This is a genomic window from Amycolatopsis sp. NPDC058278 (assembly GCF_042881395.1).
GTDB lineage: Bacteria > Actinomycetota > Actinomycetes > Mycobacteriales > Pseudonocardiaceae > Amycolatopsis.
On the sequence record NZ_JBHVXZ010000105.1, the window covers coordinates 15,992 to 35,232 of the forward strand.

14 protein-coding genes are annotated in these 19,241 nt (G+C 71.5%); 10 read left to right on the forward strand and 4 right to left on the reverse strand.

The genetic code is table 11. The features are described from left to right. Positions 1-45 precede the first annotated feature (45 nt). The 7 genes from ACFVYA_RS37810 (at position 46) to ACFVYA_RS37840 (ending at position 13,714) form a co-directional block, all read left to right on the forward strand. Positions 46-2,064, forward strand: a complete 2,019-nt coding sequence (locus ACFVYA_RS37810) for a cytochrome c oxidase assembly protein (protein WP_387051955.1) — start codon at positions 46-48, stop codon at positions 2,062-2,064. A gap of 130 nt (positions 2,065-2,194) precedes the next feature. Next, on the forward strand, positions 2,195-3,871 hold the full coding sequence (ettA, locus tag ACFVYA_RS37815) for an energy-dependent translational throttle protein EttA (RefSeq protein ID WP_387051956.1): 1,677 nt from the start codon (positions 2,195-2,197) through the stop codon (positions 3,869-3,871). A gap of 16 nt (positions 3,872-3,887) precedes the next feature. After that, a complete protein-coding gene (locus ACFVYA_RS37820; protein ID WP_387051958.1) occupies positions 3,888-6,881 on the forward strand; it encodes a hypothetical protein in 2,994 nt (997 codons plus the stop codon). A 501-nt stretch (positions 6,882-7,382) separates the two neighbouring features. Next, the gene (locus tag ACFVYA_RS37825; protein WP_387051960.1) at positions 7,383-12,371 is read left to right on the forward strand and encodes an NAD-glutamate dehydrogenase; all 4,989 of its coding nucleotides are present in this window, start codon (positions 7,383-7,385) and stop codon (positions 12,369-12,371) included. Continuing rightward, positions 12,368-12,787, forward strand: a complete 420-nt coding sequence (locus ACFVYA_RS37830) for a thioesterase family protein (protein ID WP_285985260.1) — start codon at positions 12,368-12,370, stop codon at positions 12,785-12,787. The genes ACFVYA_RS37825 and ACFVYA_RS37830 overlap by 4 nt, the downstream gene beginning before the upstream one ends. Next, positions 12,780-13,415 carry a hypothetical protein gene (locus ACFVYA_RS37835; protein WP_285985259.1) on the forward strand — a complete coding sequence of 212 codons (636 nt, stop codon included), beginning with the start codon at positions 12,780-12,782 and terminating at the stop codon, positions 13,413-13,415. Before ACFVYA_RS37830 ends, ACFVYA_RS37835 begins: the two co-directional genes overlap by 8 nt. 53 nt (positions 13,416-13,468) lie before the next feature. Continuing rightward, on the forward strand, positions 13,469-13,714 hold the full coding sequence (locus ACFVYA_RS37840) for a hypothetical protein (protein WP_387051962.1): 246 nt from the start codon (positions 13,469-13,471) through the stop codon (positions 13,712-13,714). Here the strand turns inward: ACFVYA_RS37840 and ACFVYA_RS37845 are convergent. The 3 genes from ACFVYA_RS37845 to ACFVYA_RS37855 form a co-directional block, all read right to left on the reverse strand. Continuing rightward, positions 13,711-15,261, reverse strand: a complete 1,551-nt coding sequence (locus ACFVYA_RS37845) for a glycoside hydrolase family 13 protein (RefSeq protein ID WP_387051964.1) — start codon at positions 15,259-15,261, stop codon at positions 13,711-13,713. The two genes, ACFVYA_RS37840 and ACFVYA_RS37845, sit on opposite strands and share 4 nt — an antisense overlap. Next, the gene (locus ACFVYA_RS37850) at positions 15,258-15,641 is read right to left on the reverse strand and encodes a globin (RefSeq protein WP_247025035.1); all 384 of its coding nucleotides are present in this window, start codon (positions 15,639-15,641) and stop codon (positions 15,258-15,260) included. The genes ACFVYA_RS37845 and ACFVYA_RS37850 overlap by 4 nt, the downstream gene beginning before the upstream one ends. A gap of 109 nt (positions 15,642-15,750) precedes the next feature. After that, positions 15,751-16,701 carry a mechanosensitive ion channel family protein gene (locus tag ACFVYA_RS37855; protein WP_387051967.1) on the reverse strand — a complete coding sequence of 317 codons (951 nt, stop codon included), beginning with the start codon at positions 16,699-16,701 and terminating at the stop codon, positions 15,751-15,753. Positions 16,702-17,095: 394 nt separating this feature from the next. Between ACFVYA_RS37855 and ACFVYA_RS37860 the strand changes: the two genes are divergently transcribed. Then, on the forward strand, positions 17,096-17,593 hold the full coding sequence (locus tag ACFVYA_RS37860) for an HNH endonuclease (protein WP_176171908.1): 498 nt from the start codon (positions 17,096-17,098) through the stop codon (positions 17,591-17,593). A 127-nt stretch (positions 17,594-17,720) separates the two neighbouring features. On the opposite strand, the gene ACFVYA_RS37865 is transcribed toward ACFVYA_RS37860, so the two are convergent. Next, positions 17,721-18,092 carry a hypothetical protein gene (locus ACFVYA_RS37865; RefSeq protein ID WP_285985255.1) on the reverse strand — a complete coding sequence of 124 codons (372 nt, stop codon included), beginning with the start codon at positions 18,090-18,092 and terminating at the stop codon, positions 17,721-17,723. Between the two features lie 278 nt (positions 18,093-18,370). On the opposite strand from ACFVYA_RS37865, the gene ACFVYA_RS37870 reads away from it, so the two are divergent. Together ACFVYA_RS37870 and ACFVYA_RS37875 are read left to right on the forward strand one after the other, a co-directional pair. Beyond that, positions 18,371-18,619 (forward strand): hypothetical protein, encoded by a 249-nt coding sequence (locus tag ACFVYA_RS37870; RefSeq protein ID WP_285985254.1) that lies wholly within the window; start codon positions 18,371-18,373, stop codon positions 18,617-18,619. After that, a complete protein-coding gene (locus ACFVYA_RS37875; protein WP_387051966.1) occupies positions 18,606-19,094 on the forward strand; it encodes a DUF5130 family protein in 489 nt (162 codons plus the stop codon). Before ACFVYA_RS37870 ends, ACFVYA_RS37875 begins: the two co-directional genes overlap by 14 nt. Positions 19,095-19,241 lie beyond the last annotated feature (147 nt).

Here is a 19,241-nt window from a genome sequence, read left to right on the forward strand (position 1 = left end):
GCCCGTCACACGGGCCTGACCGGGGCTGGGCATACCCTCAGGGGCGTGTCCGCGACGAAATCCGACGTCCCCACCCAGCGCCGGGCGAGCGTGCTGCCGCTGCTCGTGGTCGGTGTCCTGCTGGCCGCCGTGGTCGCGATCGGCTTGATCGCGCTCACCGGCGGGGCCGGTTACGCCATCGCCGGCCTGCCCGACCCGGGGCTGGTCACCAAGTACGGCATCACCGTCATGCGCGTGGTGTCCGAATCCGCGTCGGTGATCTGCGTCGGGTCGCTGCTGCTGGCCGCCTTCCTGGTGCCGCCGCAGAAGTCCGGGACGCTCGGGCCCGAGGGCTACGGCGCCCTGCGCGTGGCCGGGATCGCCGCCTGGGTGTGGTTCGCCGCGGCCCTGCTCTCCGTCGCCTTCACCGCCGCCGACACCGCCGGCAAGCCGTTCGGCGACGTCCTGGACCCGCAGACGCTGCTCGACCTCGTCGGCGCCATCGAACAGCCGAAGGCCTGGCTGTGGACGGCGCTGATCGCGATCCTCGTCGCGCTCGGCTGCCGGCTCGCGCTCTCCTGGGGCTGGACGGCGGTGCTGTTCTTCGCCGCTGTCGGCGGGCTGATCCCGGTCGCCGTCACCGGGCACTCCGCCAGCGGCGGCTCGCACGACGTCGCCACCAACAGCCTGCTGTTCCACCTGGTCGCCGCGGCCCTGTGGGTCGGCGGCCTGGTCGCCCTGCTGGCTCTGGGGTACCGGCGCGGGGGCCACCTGAGCCTGGCCGCGCAGCGGTTTTCCAAGCTGGCCCTGGTCTGCTGGATCGTGATGGCGCTCTCCGGCGCGGTCAACGCGCTGGTCCGGATCGGCCTCGACGATCTGTTCACCACCGACTACGGCCTGCTCGTCGTGGCCAAGACGGTGGCCCTGCTGCTGCTCGGGGTGTTCGGCCACCAGCAGCGCGAAAAGGGCGTCGCGAACCTCGTCGACGGCAAGGGCGGCGCCCAGCTGCTGCGCCTGGCCTCGGTCGAGATCCTGATCATGTTCGTCACCATCGGCATCGCCTCCGGGCTGGCCAGGACGCCACCGCCGGCGGACGCGATCACCCAGCCGTCCACCACCGAGCTGCTGCTCGGCTACGACCTCGACGGCGCGCCGACGGTGTGGCGGCTGCTCTTCGACACCCGCTTCGACCTGGTCTACGGCACGCTCGCGCTCGTTCTCGGCGGCCTGTACCTCGCCGGGGTCCGCCGGCTGCTGCGCCGCGGCGACACCTGGCCGGTGGGCCGCACGGTCGCCTGGATCGCCGGCTGCGTGGTGCTGCTGATCGCGACGTCGTCGGGTGTCGGCCGGTACGCGCCCGCGATGTTCAGCGTGCACATGGGCAACCACATGCTGCTGTCGATGGTGGCGCCGGTGCTGTTCGTGCTCGGCGGGCCGGTGACGCTCGCGCTGCGCGCCCTGCCGGCCGCGGGCAAGGACGCCCCGCCCGGGCCGCGCGAGTGGCTCGTCGCCTTCGTGCATTCGCCGGTGTCGAGGTTCCTCACCCACCCCGTGGTCGCGCTGCTGCTGTTCGTCGGCTCGTTCTACGCGCTGTACTTCTCCGGCCTGTTCGACACCGCCCTGAACTACCACTGGGCGCACCTGGCGATGAACGGGCACTTCCTGCTCGCCGGGTACGTCTTCTACTGGCCGGTGATCGGCGTCGACCCGTCGCCGCGGCGGATCCCGTACCTCGGCCGGCTCGGGATGATGTTCGCCGCGATGCCGTTCCACGCGTTCTTCGGCGTGATCCTGATGAGCAAGCAGACGGTCATCGGGCAGGCCTTCTACGGCCAGCTGCACCTGCCGTGGGTCACCGACCTGCTCGCCGACCAGCGGCTCGGCGGTGGCATCGCCTGGGCCGCCGGTGAGGTTCCGGTGCTGCTGGTGCTGATCGCGTTGCTGGTGCAGTGGTCGCGTCAGGACGAGCGCGAGGCGAAGCGGCGTGACCGGCGCGAAGCGGCGACGGGCGACGAAGAGCTGAACGCCTACAACGCGATGTTGAAGAACCTCGCCGAGGGCAAGCGACCCTCGGGTTCCAGTTGAGGTTGAGCCGCCGTCCGGGTGCCGGGAAAACGGCCGTTTCGGTACTCTCGGCGTGATCTCGGGCTGACATTCGGTAGTCCGACGGTGACCGGCGTCGAGCCGCGATCAGGTGCGCTCTACGATCGTGGGTATGGCCGAGTTCATCTACACCATGAAGAAGGTGCGCAAGACCGTCGGGGACAAGGTCATCCTCGACGACGTCAGCACCGCGTTCTACCCCGGCGCCAAGATCGGCGTGGTCGGGCCGAACGGTGCCGGTAAGTCCACCGTTCTCAAGATCATGGCGGGGATCGAGCAGGCCAGCAACGGCGAAGCGTTCCTCCAGCCCGGCGCCTCCGTCGGCATCCTCATGCAGGAGCCGGAGCTCAACGAGGAGAAGACCGTCCGGCAGAACGTCGAGGAGGGCCTCGGCGAAGTCAAGGTCAAGCTCGACCGGTACAACGAGATCGCCGAGCTGATGGCGACCGACTACAGCGACGAGCTGATGGAGGAGATGGGGCAGCTCCAGGAGGAGCTGGACCACGCCGACGCCTGGGAGCTCGACTCGACCGTCGAGCAGGCCATGGACGCGCTGCGCTGCCCGCCGCCGGACGAAGGCGTCTCGCACCTCTCCGGTGGTGAGCGCCGCCGGGTCGCGCTGTGCAAGCTGCTGCTGTCGGCGCCCGACCTGCTGCTGCTCGACGAGCCCACCAACCACCTGGACGCCGAAAGTGTCCTGTGGCTGGAGCAGTTCCTCTCCCGCTACGCCGGCGCCGTCCTCGCCGTCACCCACGACCGGTACTTCCTGGACAACGTGGCCCAGTGGATCATGGAGATCGACCGCGGCCGCGTCGTCGGCTACGAGGGCAACTACTCGACGTACCTGGAGAAGAAGCGCGAGCGCCTCGAGGTCCAGGGCAAGAAGGACCAGAAGCTCGCGAAGCGCCTGAAGACCGAGCTCGAGTGGGTGCGGTCCAACGCCAAGGCGCGGCAGACGAAGTCCCGCTCGCGCCTCGACCGCTACGAGGAGATGGCGGCGGAGGCGGACAAGCACCGCAAGCTCGACTTCGAAGAGATCCAGATCCCGCCGGGCCCGCGGCTGGGCAACGTCGTGGTCGAGGTCGAGAAGCTGCGCAAGGGCTTCGACGAGCGCGTCCTCATCGACGGCCTGTCGTTCGACCTGCCGCGCAACGGCATCGTCGGCGTGATCGGCCCGAACGGCGTCGGCAAGACCACGCTGTTCAAGACCATCGTCGGGCTCGAGGAGCCGGACGGCGGCGAGGTCAAGATCGGCGAGACGGTCAAACTGTCCTATGTGGACCAGAACCGCGGCGGGATCGACCCGAAGAAGACCGTCTGGCAGGTCGTCTCCGACGAGCTTGATTACATCCACGTCGGGCAGACCGAAATGCCGTCGCGCGCGTACGTCAGCGCGTTCGGCTTCAAGGGCCCGGACCAGCAGAAGCCGGCGGGCGTGCTCTCCGGTGGTGAGCGCAACCGGCTCAACCTGGCGCTGACGCTCAAGCAGGGCGGGAACCTGATCCTGCTCGACGAGCCGACGAACGACCTGGACGTCGAGACCCTGGGCTCGCTGGAGAACGCGCTGGAACAGTTCCCCGGCTGCGCCGTCGTGATCTCCCACGACCGGTGGTTCCTCGACCGGGTCGCGACGCACATCCTGGCCTGGGAAGGCACCGAAGAGAACCCCGCGCAGTGGTTCTGGTTCGAGGGCAACTTCGAAGGGTACGAGAAGAACAAGGTGGAGCGGATGGGCGCCGAGGCTGCTCGCCCGCACCGTGTCACCCATCGCAAGCTGACCCGCGACTGAGGGGGCGGGTTTCCCCGTGGAAGCCAGCAAACAGCACCGGACGGGCCCGTTCTCGCGCAGTGAGAGCGGGCGCTCCGCCAATGCCGGGGGAACCCTCTCCGCAGTCGGACGGCTGATCGAGCGGGCGGACGCCCTGTACCTGCGGGCGCCCGAGCTCGCGCTCGTCCTCGGCGAGCGCGCAGCCGCACTGGCCGAGGCGGCGAGCGCCGACGAGCAGTGGATCCGGGCCGAGAGCCTGGTCGTGTCCGCGCGCGTCCGGGTCGGCGACCGCCCGGGGACCGTCGGGCGCGCGGTCGCCGCCCTGCGCGCGGCCGAGCACGCGGGCTACGGCGACATCGCCGCGCGGCTGCGCATCGACCTCGCCGTCTGCGCCCGCAGCCTGGGCGTGCCGCTGACCGGCCTCGCCGCGTTGCGGCCGGTGCTCACGGATCCGGTGGTCTCGCCGGTGCACCGCGCGGCCGCGTTGTGCCACCTGGTGGGCTGTCTGGGCCAGCTCGGGCGCAAGGCGGAGCTCGACCGGGTGCTCGTCGAGGCGGACAAGCTCGTCGTCGGCGACGACTCGCTGGGTGCGGACACCCAGCTGCTGGTGCGGGCGCTGCTGCGCGTCGGCACGGCTGCCCACCGGCGGCGCCACGGCGACCTGACGGCGGCGGCCGACGCCGCCCGGACCGGCCTCGGCTTCCTCGAGAAGCTCGACAACCCGGCCGACGACGGCGGCCTCGTCCGCATCCGGCTGGTGCTGCTGCTGGTGAGCACGCTGCTCGACCGCGGCGACGCCGAAATGGCGTACGAGATCGCGGAGCCGGTGCTGGCCGAGCCGGTGCGGGCGGCGGGCGTCGCGCCGATGGGCTGGCTGCGGCTGGCCGTCGCGACGCGCGTCCACTTGCCCGCGGGGGCCGGCGAAGCGGCGATCGAGCTGGTCCGCGAAGCCGTGGCGAGCACGGACCGGCACGGGCTGTCGGCGATCACCGCGCGGTTGTGGCTGGAGCTGGCGCAGCTGCAGGAGCGGTTCGGGCAGGCGGAGGAGGCCATCGCGTGCCTGTACCGCTCGCGGGCGGCAGAGCAGCTGCACGCCCGGGCCCGGCGGCAGGCGTGCAGCGTGCTGGCCGGCGAGTTCGGCACGGGGCAGCCGGCCTCGGTGGACTTGGACGAGGTGCTGAAGGCGGTGCCGTCCGGGGCTTCGCCCCGAGCCGGGGGCGCCGCCACCCGGACCCCCGAAAGCAGCGTGCCGTCGCGGCCGGTCCCGGTCGCCGCGGCCGAGCCGGTTCCGGAGCCCGAGCAACGGACGCCGGCGTGGTCGTTCGGGCGGCCGCGGGTGACCGCCGATGCGGCCGAGACGACGTTGATGCCGGCGGTGCGGGACGAGCCCACGCCGCCGCCAGGACCCCGGCGGCCGGAGCCGATCGAGGTGCGCGCGCCGGAACGCAGGCCTGGGCCTGCCGAGCCGCGGTCGACGCGGGAGCCGGTCGCCTCGCGGCCAGGGCGAAAGGCGGAGCAGCCCGAGTCCGGTGAGCCGCGGCCGGTGTTCCGGTCGGGGGCCGCCGAGATGAGGTCGGTGCGGGGGCCGGAGCTTGCCGAGCCGCGGTCGGCTGGGCACGGGTCGGAGCTTGGTGAGTCGGCCGAGCGTGGGACTGGCCGGGGCTCGCAGCACGGGCCGGAGCTTGGTGAGTCGGCGGAGCTTGCGGCTGGCCGTGGGTCCGAGCAGCGGCAGGGGCTCGCTGAGTCGGTGGGGCGTGGGACTGGGCGGTCGGAGCGCGGTCCGGAGTTTGGTGAGTCGGCGGAGCTTGCGGCTGGGCGGGGGTCGGAGCACCGGCCAGGCCTCGCCGAGTCGATGGAGCGTGCGGCGGGCTGGGGTTCCGAGCATCGGCCGGAGTTTGGTGAGTCGGCCGAGCGTGGGGCTGGGCGGGGGTCCGAGCACCAGCCGGAACTTGGTGAGTCGGCGGAGCTTGCGGCCGGCTGGGGGTCGGAGCGCAGTCCGGAGTTTGGTGAGTCGGCGGGGCGTAGGCGGCGGCCGGAGCAGCGGCCCGAGCCTGGTGAGCCGCGGCCGGCCGAGCGTGGCCGGGAGCCGGACTTCGAGTCCGTGTCTTCCGGGCTGCGGCCGGAGGGTCGGCTGGAGCCGGGGCCGGAATACCGCGCCGAGCTTGCCGAGCCGGAGTACCGGTCCGAGCCGGCGGGGCGTAGGACCGAGCCTGCTGAGCCGCGGCCGGCGGAGCGTGAGCCGGAGCCGGACTTCCGATCGGAGTCGGCCGAGATGCGGGGCGGCCGGGAGGCCGTCGAAACGTCACCCGAGGCGGCGCCGCCCGCGGAACCCGGCAAGACCAAGTTCTCCTGGGCCGCGCTGGCCGAAGCGCGGCTGCGGGAGACCGCGGCCGAACGGGAATCGGCGCCCACTCGCGTCACGCCGGCGTTGCCGCTCGCGCCCGAGCCCGCCGCCGAGCGGGAACCGTGGGCGTCCGAGGGGCGGCGGCCGGAGCCGCAGCCGTCGACGCGCCACGACGCCGAGCACGGCTCGGAAGCCGCCCGTTCGGTGCTGGATCGCCTGGGCATCTCGGCCTCCGGGGGCGCCGGGGGCCGCCGCCGGGCGGAAGACGCCGACCGGCCGCGCGCCGAGGAACCGGCGCGTCCGGAGCCGGAGCTCGCCCCGCCGCCGCGGCCGGAGGACGAACCGCCGTCGGTGCCGGACTACCGCGAGGAAGCCGAGCCGTGGTTGCCGCGGCTGCGGATGCCACCGTCGCTGGAACCGATGGAGGACTTCGGCCACTGGACGCCGGCGACGGCGCCGTTCCCGGAGAGCTACGCCCGCGCGATCGCGGAGGACGAGCCCCCACCCGACGCCGGCCTCGCCGACCTGCTCGCCCGCGCCCTGGCCGAGCACCAGGCGGGCACGGCCAGCGCGGCGGCGCTGGTCAAGCAGCTCGACTCCCAGAACACGGGCCGCCGCAACGGCCACGGTCGCAACGGCCACGGCGCCGAGGTCCCGGACTCCCGCGGCCACAGCTCGCGCGACTGACCTGACCCACCTGGCCGCGCGGGGGCGCCCCCCGTTTTCCACGCTACCGGAGACCACCGACAGTTTTGCCGTCGTCCGCAAGTCCGGGGACCCACCCGGCGGCAAGTTCACCCCGGCCGGGGTCCAGTCGGTGAGACACCCCTGTTCGTCGCCGACCTGCCCCGGCCCGAACGCAGTGGGATCCGTCGCACCCCGGCGTCGCCGACCGGCCGACAGCGTTCGCCGAACGGCAGCGCGCCCGATCAACTGAACCGATCACGTTGGCCCCACGTCGGGTAACGTCCTCGGAGCACGGCTGGTCAGCGCCGCGCGGGAGCGCTGGAGCCAACCCGTCAGTAGCTTGACCGATCACGCGAATTCCAAGCCCCGGAAGGGTTTTCGCGGCTCGGGGAACCTCCGGGTCTTCATGTGATCCCGGATCGCGGCGCATTAGTGTGGGGTGGCCGGCTCAACGCCGAACCGGCGCGGTGCCACCTCACGCAAACTGGAGAGTTGCCTCAAATGAGCTCGACCGGAGTCTCGTCCCTACCCGGAACCGGAGCCGACGCCGAACCCGAATTCGGCGCTTCGCGCTCCCCGGCCAGCCCGGAGCAGATCAGGGACGACCTGATCGACTCCGCCGCCGGGCTGGCGCCGGAGATCGGTGAGCTCATCCGGCTCTACTACCGGCACATCCCGCCCGAAGAGATCGTCGGCGACGAACCCGTCAACCTGGTCGGCGCCGTGCGGTCGCACCTGCAGCTGGCCAAGCACCGGATGCCCGGCCGCCCGGCCGTGCGGCTGCTGAACCCGACCGTCGCCGAAGACGGCTGGGCCCGCGAAGCCACCGTCGTGCAGGTCGTCACCGACGACATGCCGTACCTGGTCGACTCGATCGCCGCGGAGTTCGCCCGGGACGGCGTCCAGGTGCAGCGGATCGTTCACCCGATCGTGGTGGTCACCCGTGACCTCACCGGCGAACTGCAGGAGGTCCACCCCGAAGCGGACCCGGCCGAGCCGCCCGCGAACTCGGCCGCCGAGTCGTGGATGTACATCGAGATCGACTTCGTCACCGATCGCAACCGGGCCCGCGAGCTCGACAACCGGCTCTCCAGCGTGCTGGGTGACGTCCGCGAGGTCGTCGAAGACGCCGAGAAGATGGCCCAGACGGCCTGCCAGCTGGCGAGCGAACTCGAGACGGCCCCGCCGCAGCTGCCCCAGGACGAGGTCGCCGAGGGCGCCCGCCTGCTGCGCTGGCTGGCCGACGGCCACTTCACCTTCCTCGGCTACCGCCGCTACGAGCTGATCGACAACCCGCACCCCGACTCGAACGACCCGGCCCTGCGCGCGGTCCTGGCCTCCGGCCTGGGCGTGCTGCGCCAGGACAGCCTCGCCGCCCGCGGCCTGACCGCCGGCCCGGACACCGCCGCCACCGCACTCGCGCCGACGCTGCTGGTGCTGACCCAGGCGAGCGCGCCCTCGACCGTGCACCGGCCGGTCTACCCGTACTACGTCGGCGTGAAGACCTTCGACGCCGAGGGCACCGTCACCGGCGAACACCGCTTCCTCGGCATGTTCACCACCACCGCGCTGCACGAGAACGTCCTCGACATCCCCGTCGTGTGCAAGCGGGTCCGCGAGGTCATCCACCGCGCCGGCTTCCCGATCGAGTCGTTCTCCGGCCAGCGGATGCTCGAGATCCTGCAGAACTGGCCGCGTGCCGACCTGTTCTCCGCCGACACCGACTCGCTCTACTCGACGACGACCGGCGCGATCACGCTCTCGGACCGCCGCCGGCTGCGGCTGTTCCTGCGCCGCGACCCCTACGGCCGCTTCTACTCCTGCCTCGTCTACCTCCCGCGCGACCGCTACACGACGCGCTCGCGGCTGGCGATGCAGGAAGTCCTGCTCGAAGAGCTCGAAGGCACCCAGCTCGAGTACAGCGCGCGGATCGGCGAGACCGTCCTGGCACAGGTGCACTTCGTCGTGCACACCGACCCCGCACGCCGCCTCGAGCCGGACACGCTCAAGATCCAGGACCGGCTGAACGACGCCGTCCGCACCTGGGACGACCGGATGGTCGAGGCGGTCCTCGACGAACGCCGTGAGCGCGCCGACGGCGGCGTCGCGGTCGGGATCGTCGGCGAGGAATCGGCCACCGAGCAGGGCCAGCGCTTCGCGATGGTCTTCCCCGAGGGCTACAAGGAGGACTTCACCGCCGAAGAGGCGCTGGCCGACCTCCGCTCGCTCGACTCGCTCACCGACGAAGGCGACCTCGCGCTTTCGTTCTACCAGCCCGCCGACGCCGGGCCGGGGGAGCGGCGCTTCAAGCTCTACCTGCGCGGCGAGGGCGTCACGCTCTCGAAGGTGCTCCCGGTGCTGCAGGCCATGGGCGTCGAGGTGGTCGACGAGCGGCCGTACGAGCTGCACCGCGAGGACGGCGGCGCGTGCTGGATCTACGACTTCGGCCTGCACGTCGACCAGAAGATGCTCGACGAGTCCGACGGCGAAGCCGTCGCCGAGCTGCGCGGCCGCTTCCAGGACGCTTTCGAGGCCGCCTGGCGGGGCGACGCCGAGGTCGACGGCCTCAACGGCCTCGTCCTGCGCGCCGGGCTCACCTGGCGCCAGGCCGCCGTGCTGCGCGCGTACTCGCGGTACCTGCGCCAGGCCGGCAGCGCGTTCTCCCAGGACTACATCCAGAACACGCTGCTCAACCACACGCAGGTCGCGACCAAGCTCCTGCGGCTGTTCGAGGCCCGGTTCGCGCCCACGCTGTCCGACGCCGACCGCGAAGCCGCGACCGAAGCGCTGGCCGCCGAGCTGAACGCGATGATCGACGAGGTCACCAGCCTCGACGAGGACCGGATCCTGCGCCGCCTGATGGCCGTCATCCGGGCCACGCTGCGGACGAACTACCACGTCATGGGCACCGACGGGAGGCCGCGGCCGTTCCTGGCCATCAAGCTCGACCCGGCCGGCGTGCCCGACCTGCCCGAACCGCGGCCGAAGTTCGAGATCTTCGTGTACTCCCCGCGCGTCGAAGGCGTGCACCTGCGCTTCGGCCAGGTCGCGCGCGGTGGCCTGCGCTGGTCGGACCGGCGCGAGGACTTCCGCACCGAGATCCTCGGCCTGGTCAAGGCGCAGGCGGTGAAGAACGCGGTGATCGTGCCGGTGGGCGCGAAGGGCGGCTTCGTCGTCAAACGCCCGCCCGCCCCGAGCGGGGACGCGAGCATCGACCGTGACGCGCAGCTCACCGAGGGCATCGCCTGCTACCGCATGTTCATCTCCGGCCTGCTCGACCTGACCGACAACCGCATCGAGGGCAAGACCGTGCCCGCCCCCGGTGTCGTCCGGCACGACGCCGACGACTCCTACCTGGTCGTCGCCGCCGACAAGGGCACCGCGAAGTTCTCCGACATCGCGAACGAGGTCTCCGCGCAGTACGGCTTCTGGCTCGGCGACGCGTTCGCCTCCGGCGGCTCGGTCGGCTACGACCACAAGGCCATGGGTATCACGGCGAAGGGCGCGTGGGAGAGCGTCAAGCGGCACTTCCGCGAGCTGGGCAAGGACACCCAGACCGAGGACTTCACCGTGGTCGGCATCGGCGACATGATGGGCGACGTCTTCGGCAACGGCATGCTGCTGTCCGAGCACATCCGCCTGGTCGCGGCGTTCAACCACATGCACGTCTTCCTCGACCCGGACCCGGACGCCGCCTCGTCGTTCGCCGAGCGGCGCCGGCTGTTCGACCTGCCGCGCAGCTCGTGGGACGACTACGACCGCTCGCTGATCAGCGAAGGCGGCGGGATCTACCCGCGCACGGCGAAGTCGATCCCGATCAGCCCGCAGGTCCGCGCGGCCCTCGGCCTCGAGGAGGGCGTGACGGCGCTGGCGCCGATGGACCTGATCCAGGCGATCCTGCTGGCCCCGGTCGAGCTGCTGTGGAACGGCGGCATCGGCACCTACGTCAAGGCCGAGACCGAAAGCCACCAGGCAGCTGGTGACAAGGCCAACGACGCCATCCGCGTCGACGGCAAGCAGCTGCGCGTCAAGGTCTTCGGCGAAGGCGGCAACCTCGGCCTCACGCAGCTGGGCCGGATCGAGTTCGCCCGCAACGGTGGCAAGATCAACACCGACGCGCTCGACAACTCGGCGGGTGTCGACTGCTCCGACCACGAGGTCAACATCAAGATCCTGCTCGACCACCTCGTCCAGACCGGCAAGCTCGAGCGCGAACAGCGCAACGAGCTGCTGGAGGAGATGACCGACGAGGTCGGCGCGCTGGTCCTCAAGGACAACTACCGGCAGAACGCCGTTCTCGGCGTCAGCCGGGCGCACGCCGCGCCGATGCTGTCGGTGCACGCCCGCCAGGTGCAGGCGCTGGTGTCGGCGGGCGCGTTCGACCGCAAGCTCGAGGCATTGCCGAGCAACTCGGAGTTCCGCGAGCTGGAGAAGGCGGGCAAGGGCCTCACCTCGCCGGAGCTGGCGACCCTGCTCGCGCACGTCAAGCTGGAGCTGAAGGACGAGCTCCTGGCCAGCGACCTGCCCGACTCGAAGGTGTTCGCGGCCCGGCTGCCCGAGTACTTCCCGAAGCCGTTGCGCGAGCGGTTCGGCTCCGCGATCGGCGAACACCCGCTGCGCCGGCAGATCATCACCACGCTGATCGCCAACGAAGTGGTCGACGGCGGCGGCATCTCGTTCGTCTACCGGCTGATGGAGGAGATGAACGCGACGGCGACGGACGCGGTGCGCGCGTACGCCGTGGTGACGCAGGTGTTCGACCTGCCCGCGCTGTGGAAGGAGATCGACGCGCTCGACAACGTCGTGCACACCGACGTCGCCGACGCGATGGTGCTGGAGACGCGGCGGCTGCTCGACCGGGCCGCGCGCTGGTTCCTCACCAACCGGCCGCAACCGCTGGCCCCGCTCTCCGAGATCAAGCGCTTCAGCCGGGTGCTGGGCAAGCTCGTGCCGAAGCTCGGCGACCTGCTGCGCGGCCGCGAGGCCGAGTCCGTGCAGGCGCACGCGGACGAGCTGATCGACGCGGGAGTGCCGGCGAGCCTGGCCCGCCGGGTGTCGCTGCTGCTGCACACCTACGGCCTGCTCGACGTCACCGAGGTGGCCGAGCTCGCCGAGCAGCAGATCGGCGTGGACGCCGTGCACAGCCCGGCCGAGACGGCGGAGCTGTACTACGCGCTCTCGGCGCACCTGGACATCGACCAGATGCTCACCGAGATCAGCAAGCTCGAACGCGGCAACCGCTGGCACGCGCTCGCCCGGCTTTCCCTGCGCGACGACGTCTACAGCTCGCTGCGGGCGATCACGCTGGACGCGTTGCGGCACAGCGATCCCGGCTCGTCCGGGGACGCGAAGATCGCGCAGTGGGAGAAGACGAACGCGTCCCGGCTGCAGCGAGCGCGCGTCGCGCTCGACGAGATCACCAAGTCCGGCCGGCTCGACCTGGCGACGCTTTCGGTGGCGGCCCGCCAGATCCGGAGCACGGTGCGATGACCTACGTTGCGCACGTCCGCCCGCGCTGGACGGACATGGACGTCTACGGCCACATCAACCACGCGAAACTGGTGACGCTGCTCGAAGAGGCGCGCATCCCGCTGTTGTTCAGCGCGGCGGTCGAGGCGGGGCTGGAGCAGCTGCCGAAGGGCATCGTCGTGGTGCGGCTGGAAGTGGCCTACAAGGCGCCGATCGTGGTGTCCGGGCAGCAGCTGCGGATCGACATCGACCTGACCGAGCTGCGCGCGGCGAGCTTCACGCTGGCCTACCGCGTCCACACCGGGCCCGGAGAGGACGACCCGGTGGCGGTCACGGCGGAGACGCTGCTGGCGCCGTACGACACGGTCGAGCTGCGGCCGCGTAGGCTCACCCCGGCCGAGTCGGAGTTTCTGAAGCAGGGGTTCGCGGATGCCTGAGTTGTTCGTGCCGGACGCGGCCGACCGGGAGACCCTCGGGGCGTTCGTCGCCCGCGCGGTCCGGCTGGACGGCCAGACGGCCGTCCGGTTGCGGCAGCGCGGCGACGGCGTGGTCGAGGCCTGGACGGCGACGCCGTTCGAGTGCCTGGCCACCCGCGCGGTGGCCGGCGACGTCACCCCCGGCGACGTCACGGTGTCCGGCAACGAGCTGCTCGCGGCGCTGACCGTGGCCGGCGGGCCCCGGATGGACCCGGGCCCGGCCCGCGACCTGCTGTGGCACGGCGAGCTGCCACCGTCGGGCCGCTGGCCGCTGATCGACGAGCTGCCGGCGCAGGTGGTGTCCGAGCTGGCGGACCGTGGCGTGACCCTGGCCAGGGACAACGCCGGGCCGCACGGTACGCCGCCGGCGTCCCTGATGGACCAGGCGGTGCTGACCGTGAGCGGCGGTTCGGTCGAGGTCAAGGTGCAGATGCGCTGCCTGTTCGCGATGTCCGGCATGGGGTTCGTGGACTCGGACGTGGCCGGGGACGTCGTCCGCGTGACGGCGACGGACTCGTGGCTGCGCCTCGACGCCCGGTACGGCGCGATCGTGCGGCGCCGGCACGCGCTGCTGCCGCTGCTCTTCTGACGAAGTCCTTACGGCGGCCACCGCTGTTCGCCGGGCGGTGGCACGCTGGAGGCATGAGCGCGGACGAAGACCCGACCGCGGACTTCCTGGAGGAAGTCCGCGTTTCGGAGCCGCACTGGCGGCAGGACCGTCCGGCGGGAGAGCGGGCGCCGGAGCGCGCCGAACGACCTGAGAGGTGGGGCCGCGCGCGTGCGGCGGGCCGGGCGGCCGCCCAGGCGGCGCCCTACCTCCAGGCCGCGGCGCTGGTGGCGTGGCTGGCGAGCGGCGCCTTCGACGACGGCTCGGGCAACCAGAGCTAGACGAGCCAGGCGGCCGAGTCCGCGGCCAGCTTCCCCTCGACCAGCGGACTGCTCGACAACAGCACCTCACCCGGCGGCAGCGCGATGGGCGAGGCCGACGTGTTCAGCGCGCACACCAGCCCGCCACCCTTGCGGCGGAACGCGAAACACCCCGCGGGCGCGCCGTACCACTCCAGTTCGTCGCCGCCGAACGCCGGATGCGTCTTCCGCAGCTCGATCGCCTGCCGGTACAGCGACAGCGTCGAGTCCGCGTCCTCGATCTGCTTCTCGACCGTCAGCCCGGCCCATTCCGCCGGCATCGGCAGCCACGTCCGCGGGGTGCGCGAGAACCCGAACGGCGGCAGGTCGCCCTCCCACGGCAGCGGGACCCGCGCGACGTCCCGCCCGTACTCGGCCCCGCTGGTCTTCGCGCGCGGATCCGCCATGTCCGACGGGGACAGCTCGACGTTCGCCAGCCCCAGCTCTTCGCCGTTGTACAGGTACACCGCGCCGGGCAGCGCCAGCTCCACCAGCGCCATCGCCCGCGCGCGCCGCACGCCCGCCGCACCGCCGCCGTAGCGGCTGACCTGCCGCCAGACGTCGTGGTTGCCCAGCGTCCAGGTCGCCGGGGCGCCCGTGCGGGCCGGGACCGTGAGGGAGCGCTCGATGGCCGTGCGCATGGCGTCGGCGTCGAAGTGGGTCAGCACCAGCCGGAAGTTGAACGCCAGGTGCAGTTCATCGGGCCGCAGGTAGCGCGACAGCCGCTCCTCGTCGGTCACCCAGATCTCGCCGACCGCCATCGCGTCCGGGAACTCGTCGAGCACCTTGCGGATCATCTGGTGGATCTCGTGGACGCCGTCGTGGTCCCAGCGCGGGTCGTAGTAGTGGCTCGGCCCCAGCGCGTCGGCGCGCGGGTCCATGTCCGGCAGGCCGGGCGGTTTGGCCATGCCGTGCGCGACGTCGATGCGGAAGCCGTCGACGCCGCGTTCGAGCCAGAACCGCAGGGTGCGTTCGAGGTCGGCGGCGACCTCCGGGTTGGCCCAGTTCAGGTCCGGCTGCTGCGGCGCGAACAGGTGCAGGTACCACTGCCCGTCCGGCACCCGCGTCCAGGCCGGGCCGCCGAACGCGCTGACCCAGTTGTTCGGCGGGTCCTCGCCCTTCGGCCCGACGCCGTCGCGGAAGATGTAGCGGTCGCGTTCCGGGCTGCCCGGCGCGGCGGCCATCGCCGACTTGAACCAGGCGTGCTGGTTGCTGGTGTGGTTGGGGACCACGTCGACGGTGACCTTGATGTTCCGCTTGTGCGCCTCGGTGAGCAGCACGTCGAAGTCGCCGAGGGTGCCGAACATCGGGTCGACGTCCCGCGGGTCGGCGATGTCGTAGCCGTGGTCGGCCATGGGGGAGCGGTAGAACGGCGTCAGCCACAGCGCGTCGACGCCCAGCAGCTCCAGGTAACCGAGCCGGGAGTGGATGCCTTCCAGGTCCCCGACGCCGTCGCCGTCCGAGTCGGCGAACGAACGTACGTAGACCTGGTAGAAGACGGCGTCCTGCCACCAGGCTCCCGGTTTCATACGAAGCTGTTCATCATGCTGTGCGCAGCCATCTCCAGGTAGGCCCAGAGCTGCCCGCGGTACGGCTCTTCCAGGTTCTCCTCGTCGACGGCGATCCGGATGCAGCGCAACCAGGCGTCCCGCTCGATCGGGCCGATCTTGAACGGCGCGTGCCGCATCCGCAGCCGCGGGTGCCCGCGCTGGTCGGAGTAGGTGTGCGGGCCGCCCCAGTACTGCATGAGGAACAGCCGGAACCGCTCCTCGGCCGGACCCAGGTCTTCTTCCGGGTACAGGGGCCGCAGGATCTCGTCGCGCGCCACTTCCTCGTAGAACCGCCCGACGATCCGGCGGAACGTCGGTTCGCCGCCGACCGCTTCGTAGAGGTTCGCCGGTTCGCTCACTGCAGACACGCCTTCCATTTTGCCCCTGGGGTGCGGGTTCCCGACGGCCGGTCCGCTCAATACCGGTTCGTCGCGAACCCGCTCCCCAGCGTAACGGCGCTCGCGGCGGCTACTTCCCGGCCGCCGGGGCCGCGGGCGGGAACAGTCGGCCGAGGGGCGGGTCGAAGCCGGCCTCCTCCAGGGCCGCCAGCAGCTGGGCGCGCAACGCCCGCTGCACCGCCCACTGCTTGCCCGGCCGCACCTTCACCGTCAGGCGCAGCTGGAGGCCTTCCGCTGTGACGCTTTCCACACCCAGCATCTCCGGCGGCTCGAGGATGTTGTCCTTCAGCGCGTCGCTTTCGGTGGCCGTGGAGGCCGCCTCCGCGAGCACCGTCGCCGCGCGCTCGACGTCGGCGGTGTAGCCGAGCGGGACGTCGACGAGCGCCACCGCGAAGCCCTGGCTCGAGTTGCCGACGCGCAGCACCTCGCCGTTGCGGACGTACCAGACCGTGCCCTTGACGTCACGCAGCGTCGTGATCCGGAGGCCGACGCTCTCGACCGTGCCGGACGCCTCGCCGACGTCCACGACGTCCCCGACGCCGTACTGGTCCTCGACCATCATGAAGATCCCGGACAGGAAGTCCTTGACCAGGTTCTGCGCGCCGAACCCGATCGCGACGCCGATGATGCCGGCCGACGCGATGATCGGGCCCAGGTTGATGCCGAGTTCGCCCAGCACGAGGATGAACGCCAGGCCGTAGATCAGGAACGTCGCCATCGACTTGAGCACCGAGCCGATGGTCATCGCGCGCTGGCGGCGCCGTTCGATGATGGCGGTCCCGAGCACCTCGGGAGCGCGTTCGCGCAGCGGGCGCAGCATCGACGGGAGCTTGCCGCCCGTCTTCGGCAGGGTCGTGACGCGGTTGATCAGCCTTCTCAGGATCAGGCGCACCACGAACGCGATCACGATGATCATCAGGATCTTGACCGGCTTGGTGATCAGCCAGTTCGCCGAGCCCGCCAGCCACACGTTGTTCGTGAGGTCGTACACCTGGAAACAGAACGTGCTCGGATCTCTGATGCACGGCGTGTCGGCGGAGGGGAGCAAGGGGAGCACGGGGGTTCGTTCATCCTTCCGATCGGGTCGGGCACCCCAACGCCGAGTGGATGTTGGGTCGCGGGGATGTGACACGTCTTGTAACACACGTGCGCTGGGGGCCTGTTCTGTGGTCGACTATGCCTACGCCCCTGGAGGTGGTCGAGTGCCAGACCGACAACCCAGCCCCCGCGGCGTCTCCGGCCAAGCCACGGCCGACGAGACGCCAGAGGTGGTTCTGCGTGCCTATCCGGGGGGTTCCGCATCCGGCGGAGCCGTCCCGGCCGGGCCGGGGACCCGCCCAGGGGGAGTGACCCGCCCGCCCGGACAGCGTAGTAGAGGCCGGGATCCGGCCGCCCCGGCCTGGGGCCGGCGCCGGGTGCTCCTGCTCAACGCCACGTTCGAGCCGCTGACCGCGTTGCCGCTGCGGCGCGCTGTCGTGCTCGTGATGTGCGGCAAGGCCGAAGTGGTCCACGGTGACCCCGGAGGGATCGAGTTGCACTCGGCGAAGGTTTCGCTGCCGGTGCCCTCGGTGATCCGCCTCAGCACGTACGTGCGCGTACCGTATCGCGCGCAGGTACCGCTGACGCGAGCCGGGCTCATGCACCGCGACCGGTACCGCTGCGCCTACTGCGGGGGGCGGGCCGAGACGATCGACCACGTCGTCCCGCGCAGCCGGGGCGGCCCCCACAGCTGGACCAACTGCGTTGCCTGCTGCGCCAAGTGCAACCACCGCAAGGCGGACCGGCTGCTCTCGGAGATCGGCTGGCGGCTGCGCATCGTCCCGCGGGCGCCCCACGGCCCGCACTGGCGGCTGCTCGCGCACTCCAAGGAGGCCGACCCGCTCTGGCGGCCGTATCTCGGCTCCGCCGCTTGATCTTCCTGGGTCCAGGTGGCGGAGCACCCCCGGACAAGCCGGCGCCCCGGCTGCCTGTGCGGCGGCCGGGGCGAGCCGGGTGCTTGCGCGACGTGCTCAGGTAGTACGCGCGGCCCTGGAGGACGGGTCAGGCAGCGAGGGCGAAATCGCTCTGGCAGGTGACGCGGGTGCCCATGGTGACGCGTGTGCCGCCGGTGACGCGGGTGCCTCGCGTGACACGAGTGCCGCAGGTGACTCGCGTGCCGGCCGTCACACGCGTGCCCATCGTGACGCGAGTGCCACGGGTGACCCGGGTCCCACGGGTGACCCGCGTGCCCGCCGTCACCCGGGTGCCCATGGTGACGCGCGTTCCGGCCGTCACCCGAGTACCGCGAGTGACGCGTGTACCCCGCGTAACCCTTGTGCCCGCCGTCACACGTGTTCCGGGCGTGAATTCGATGTCGCTCAGTGACGAGGTGGTCTCGGTGATCGCCTGTGCGGGCGTCTGGACGCTGTTCATGGCAAGGCCTCCTGGGACCGGTGCGTTACCTGCTGGGGCTGAGGCGCGGGGCGCAAGGCCCGTACAGGTGAAAAAGCTACGAGGATTTCAAGGCCCCGACAAGACGACAGCGGCGGGTGCGGCCGCCTGTACGTTGAGTTGCAACCTTTCGGCCCGACGGTCTTCGCCCCAACGTTCCAGTGGCCGCGAGCCAAGCGGCGGACGGCACTCGACTTACGACGAACGGTCGAGTGCGCCGCGCGCGGTGGGCGTGGAGGTCATCCGATACGCTCAGCGCCGTGAACGTTGTCGAGACGATCGTGGTCTTCGCCGTGATCCCGCTGGCCATCTACGGCCTCGCCGGGCTGCTGACGCTCCGGCGCAGGTCCGGCGGTGCCGCGCGGCACCGCACCGGCCAGGCCTGGGAGTATCCGGCCATGTGGTGGAGCGCCAACCCCGACGGGGCGGGACACCGGCACGCCGGCACCGAGAACAGCGCGCCCGAGGGCGCCCCGACCGCGGCGGGAGGCGCTCGTGGCAACTGGTGAGCTGACGAAGCGCGTCGACGAGTCCGAGCTGGGCTATGGAGAGGCTCTCACGGCCACCGGGCGGGTGTCCGCGGCCAAGATGTACGAGCCGGAGGCGCCGTCCGGGCCGTTCAACACCCGCCAGCTGGTCCGCCTGGACGAGGCACTGACGTTCGCGAGCCGCGAGACCGGCTTGGACTTCAGCCTGTACCTGGGTGAGCTGGGCGAGGACAGCCGCCCGGCGGCGGAGAAGCTGCACGCGACGACGACGGACCCGTCGAACTCGGTGCTGATCGCGGTCTCCCCGGGCGAGCGCAAGATCGAGATCGTCACGGGCAAGGCGGCGCACCTGCGCCTCCCGGACCGCGGCGCCAAGCTGGCGGTGGCGAGCATGGTGGCGTCGTTCAAGGAGGGCGACCTGGTCCGCGGACTGGTCAACGGCCTGGTGAACGCGCTGCGGATGCTTTCGGACCAGGCTGGTCCCGCGCCCCGCTGATCTTTCTGGCATTCGAAAGGGCCCTGTACCTCGGTTGAGGTGCGGGGCTCTTTTCTTGTCTTGGCTGGGTGAGCTCTGCCGGGTGGTTCCCGCCGGCCCGAACGCCGGATTGTTCAACGGCCGCCAGGCCGTGTCAAGGCGGGAAAG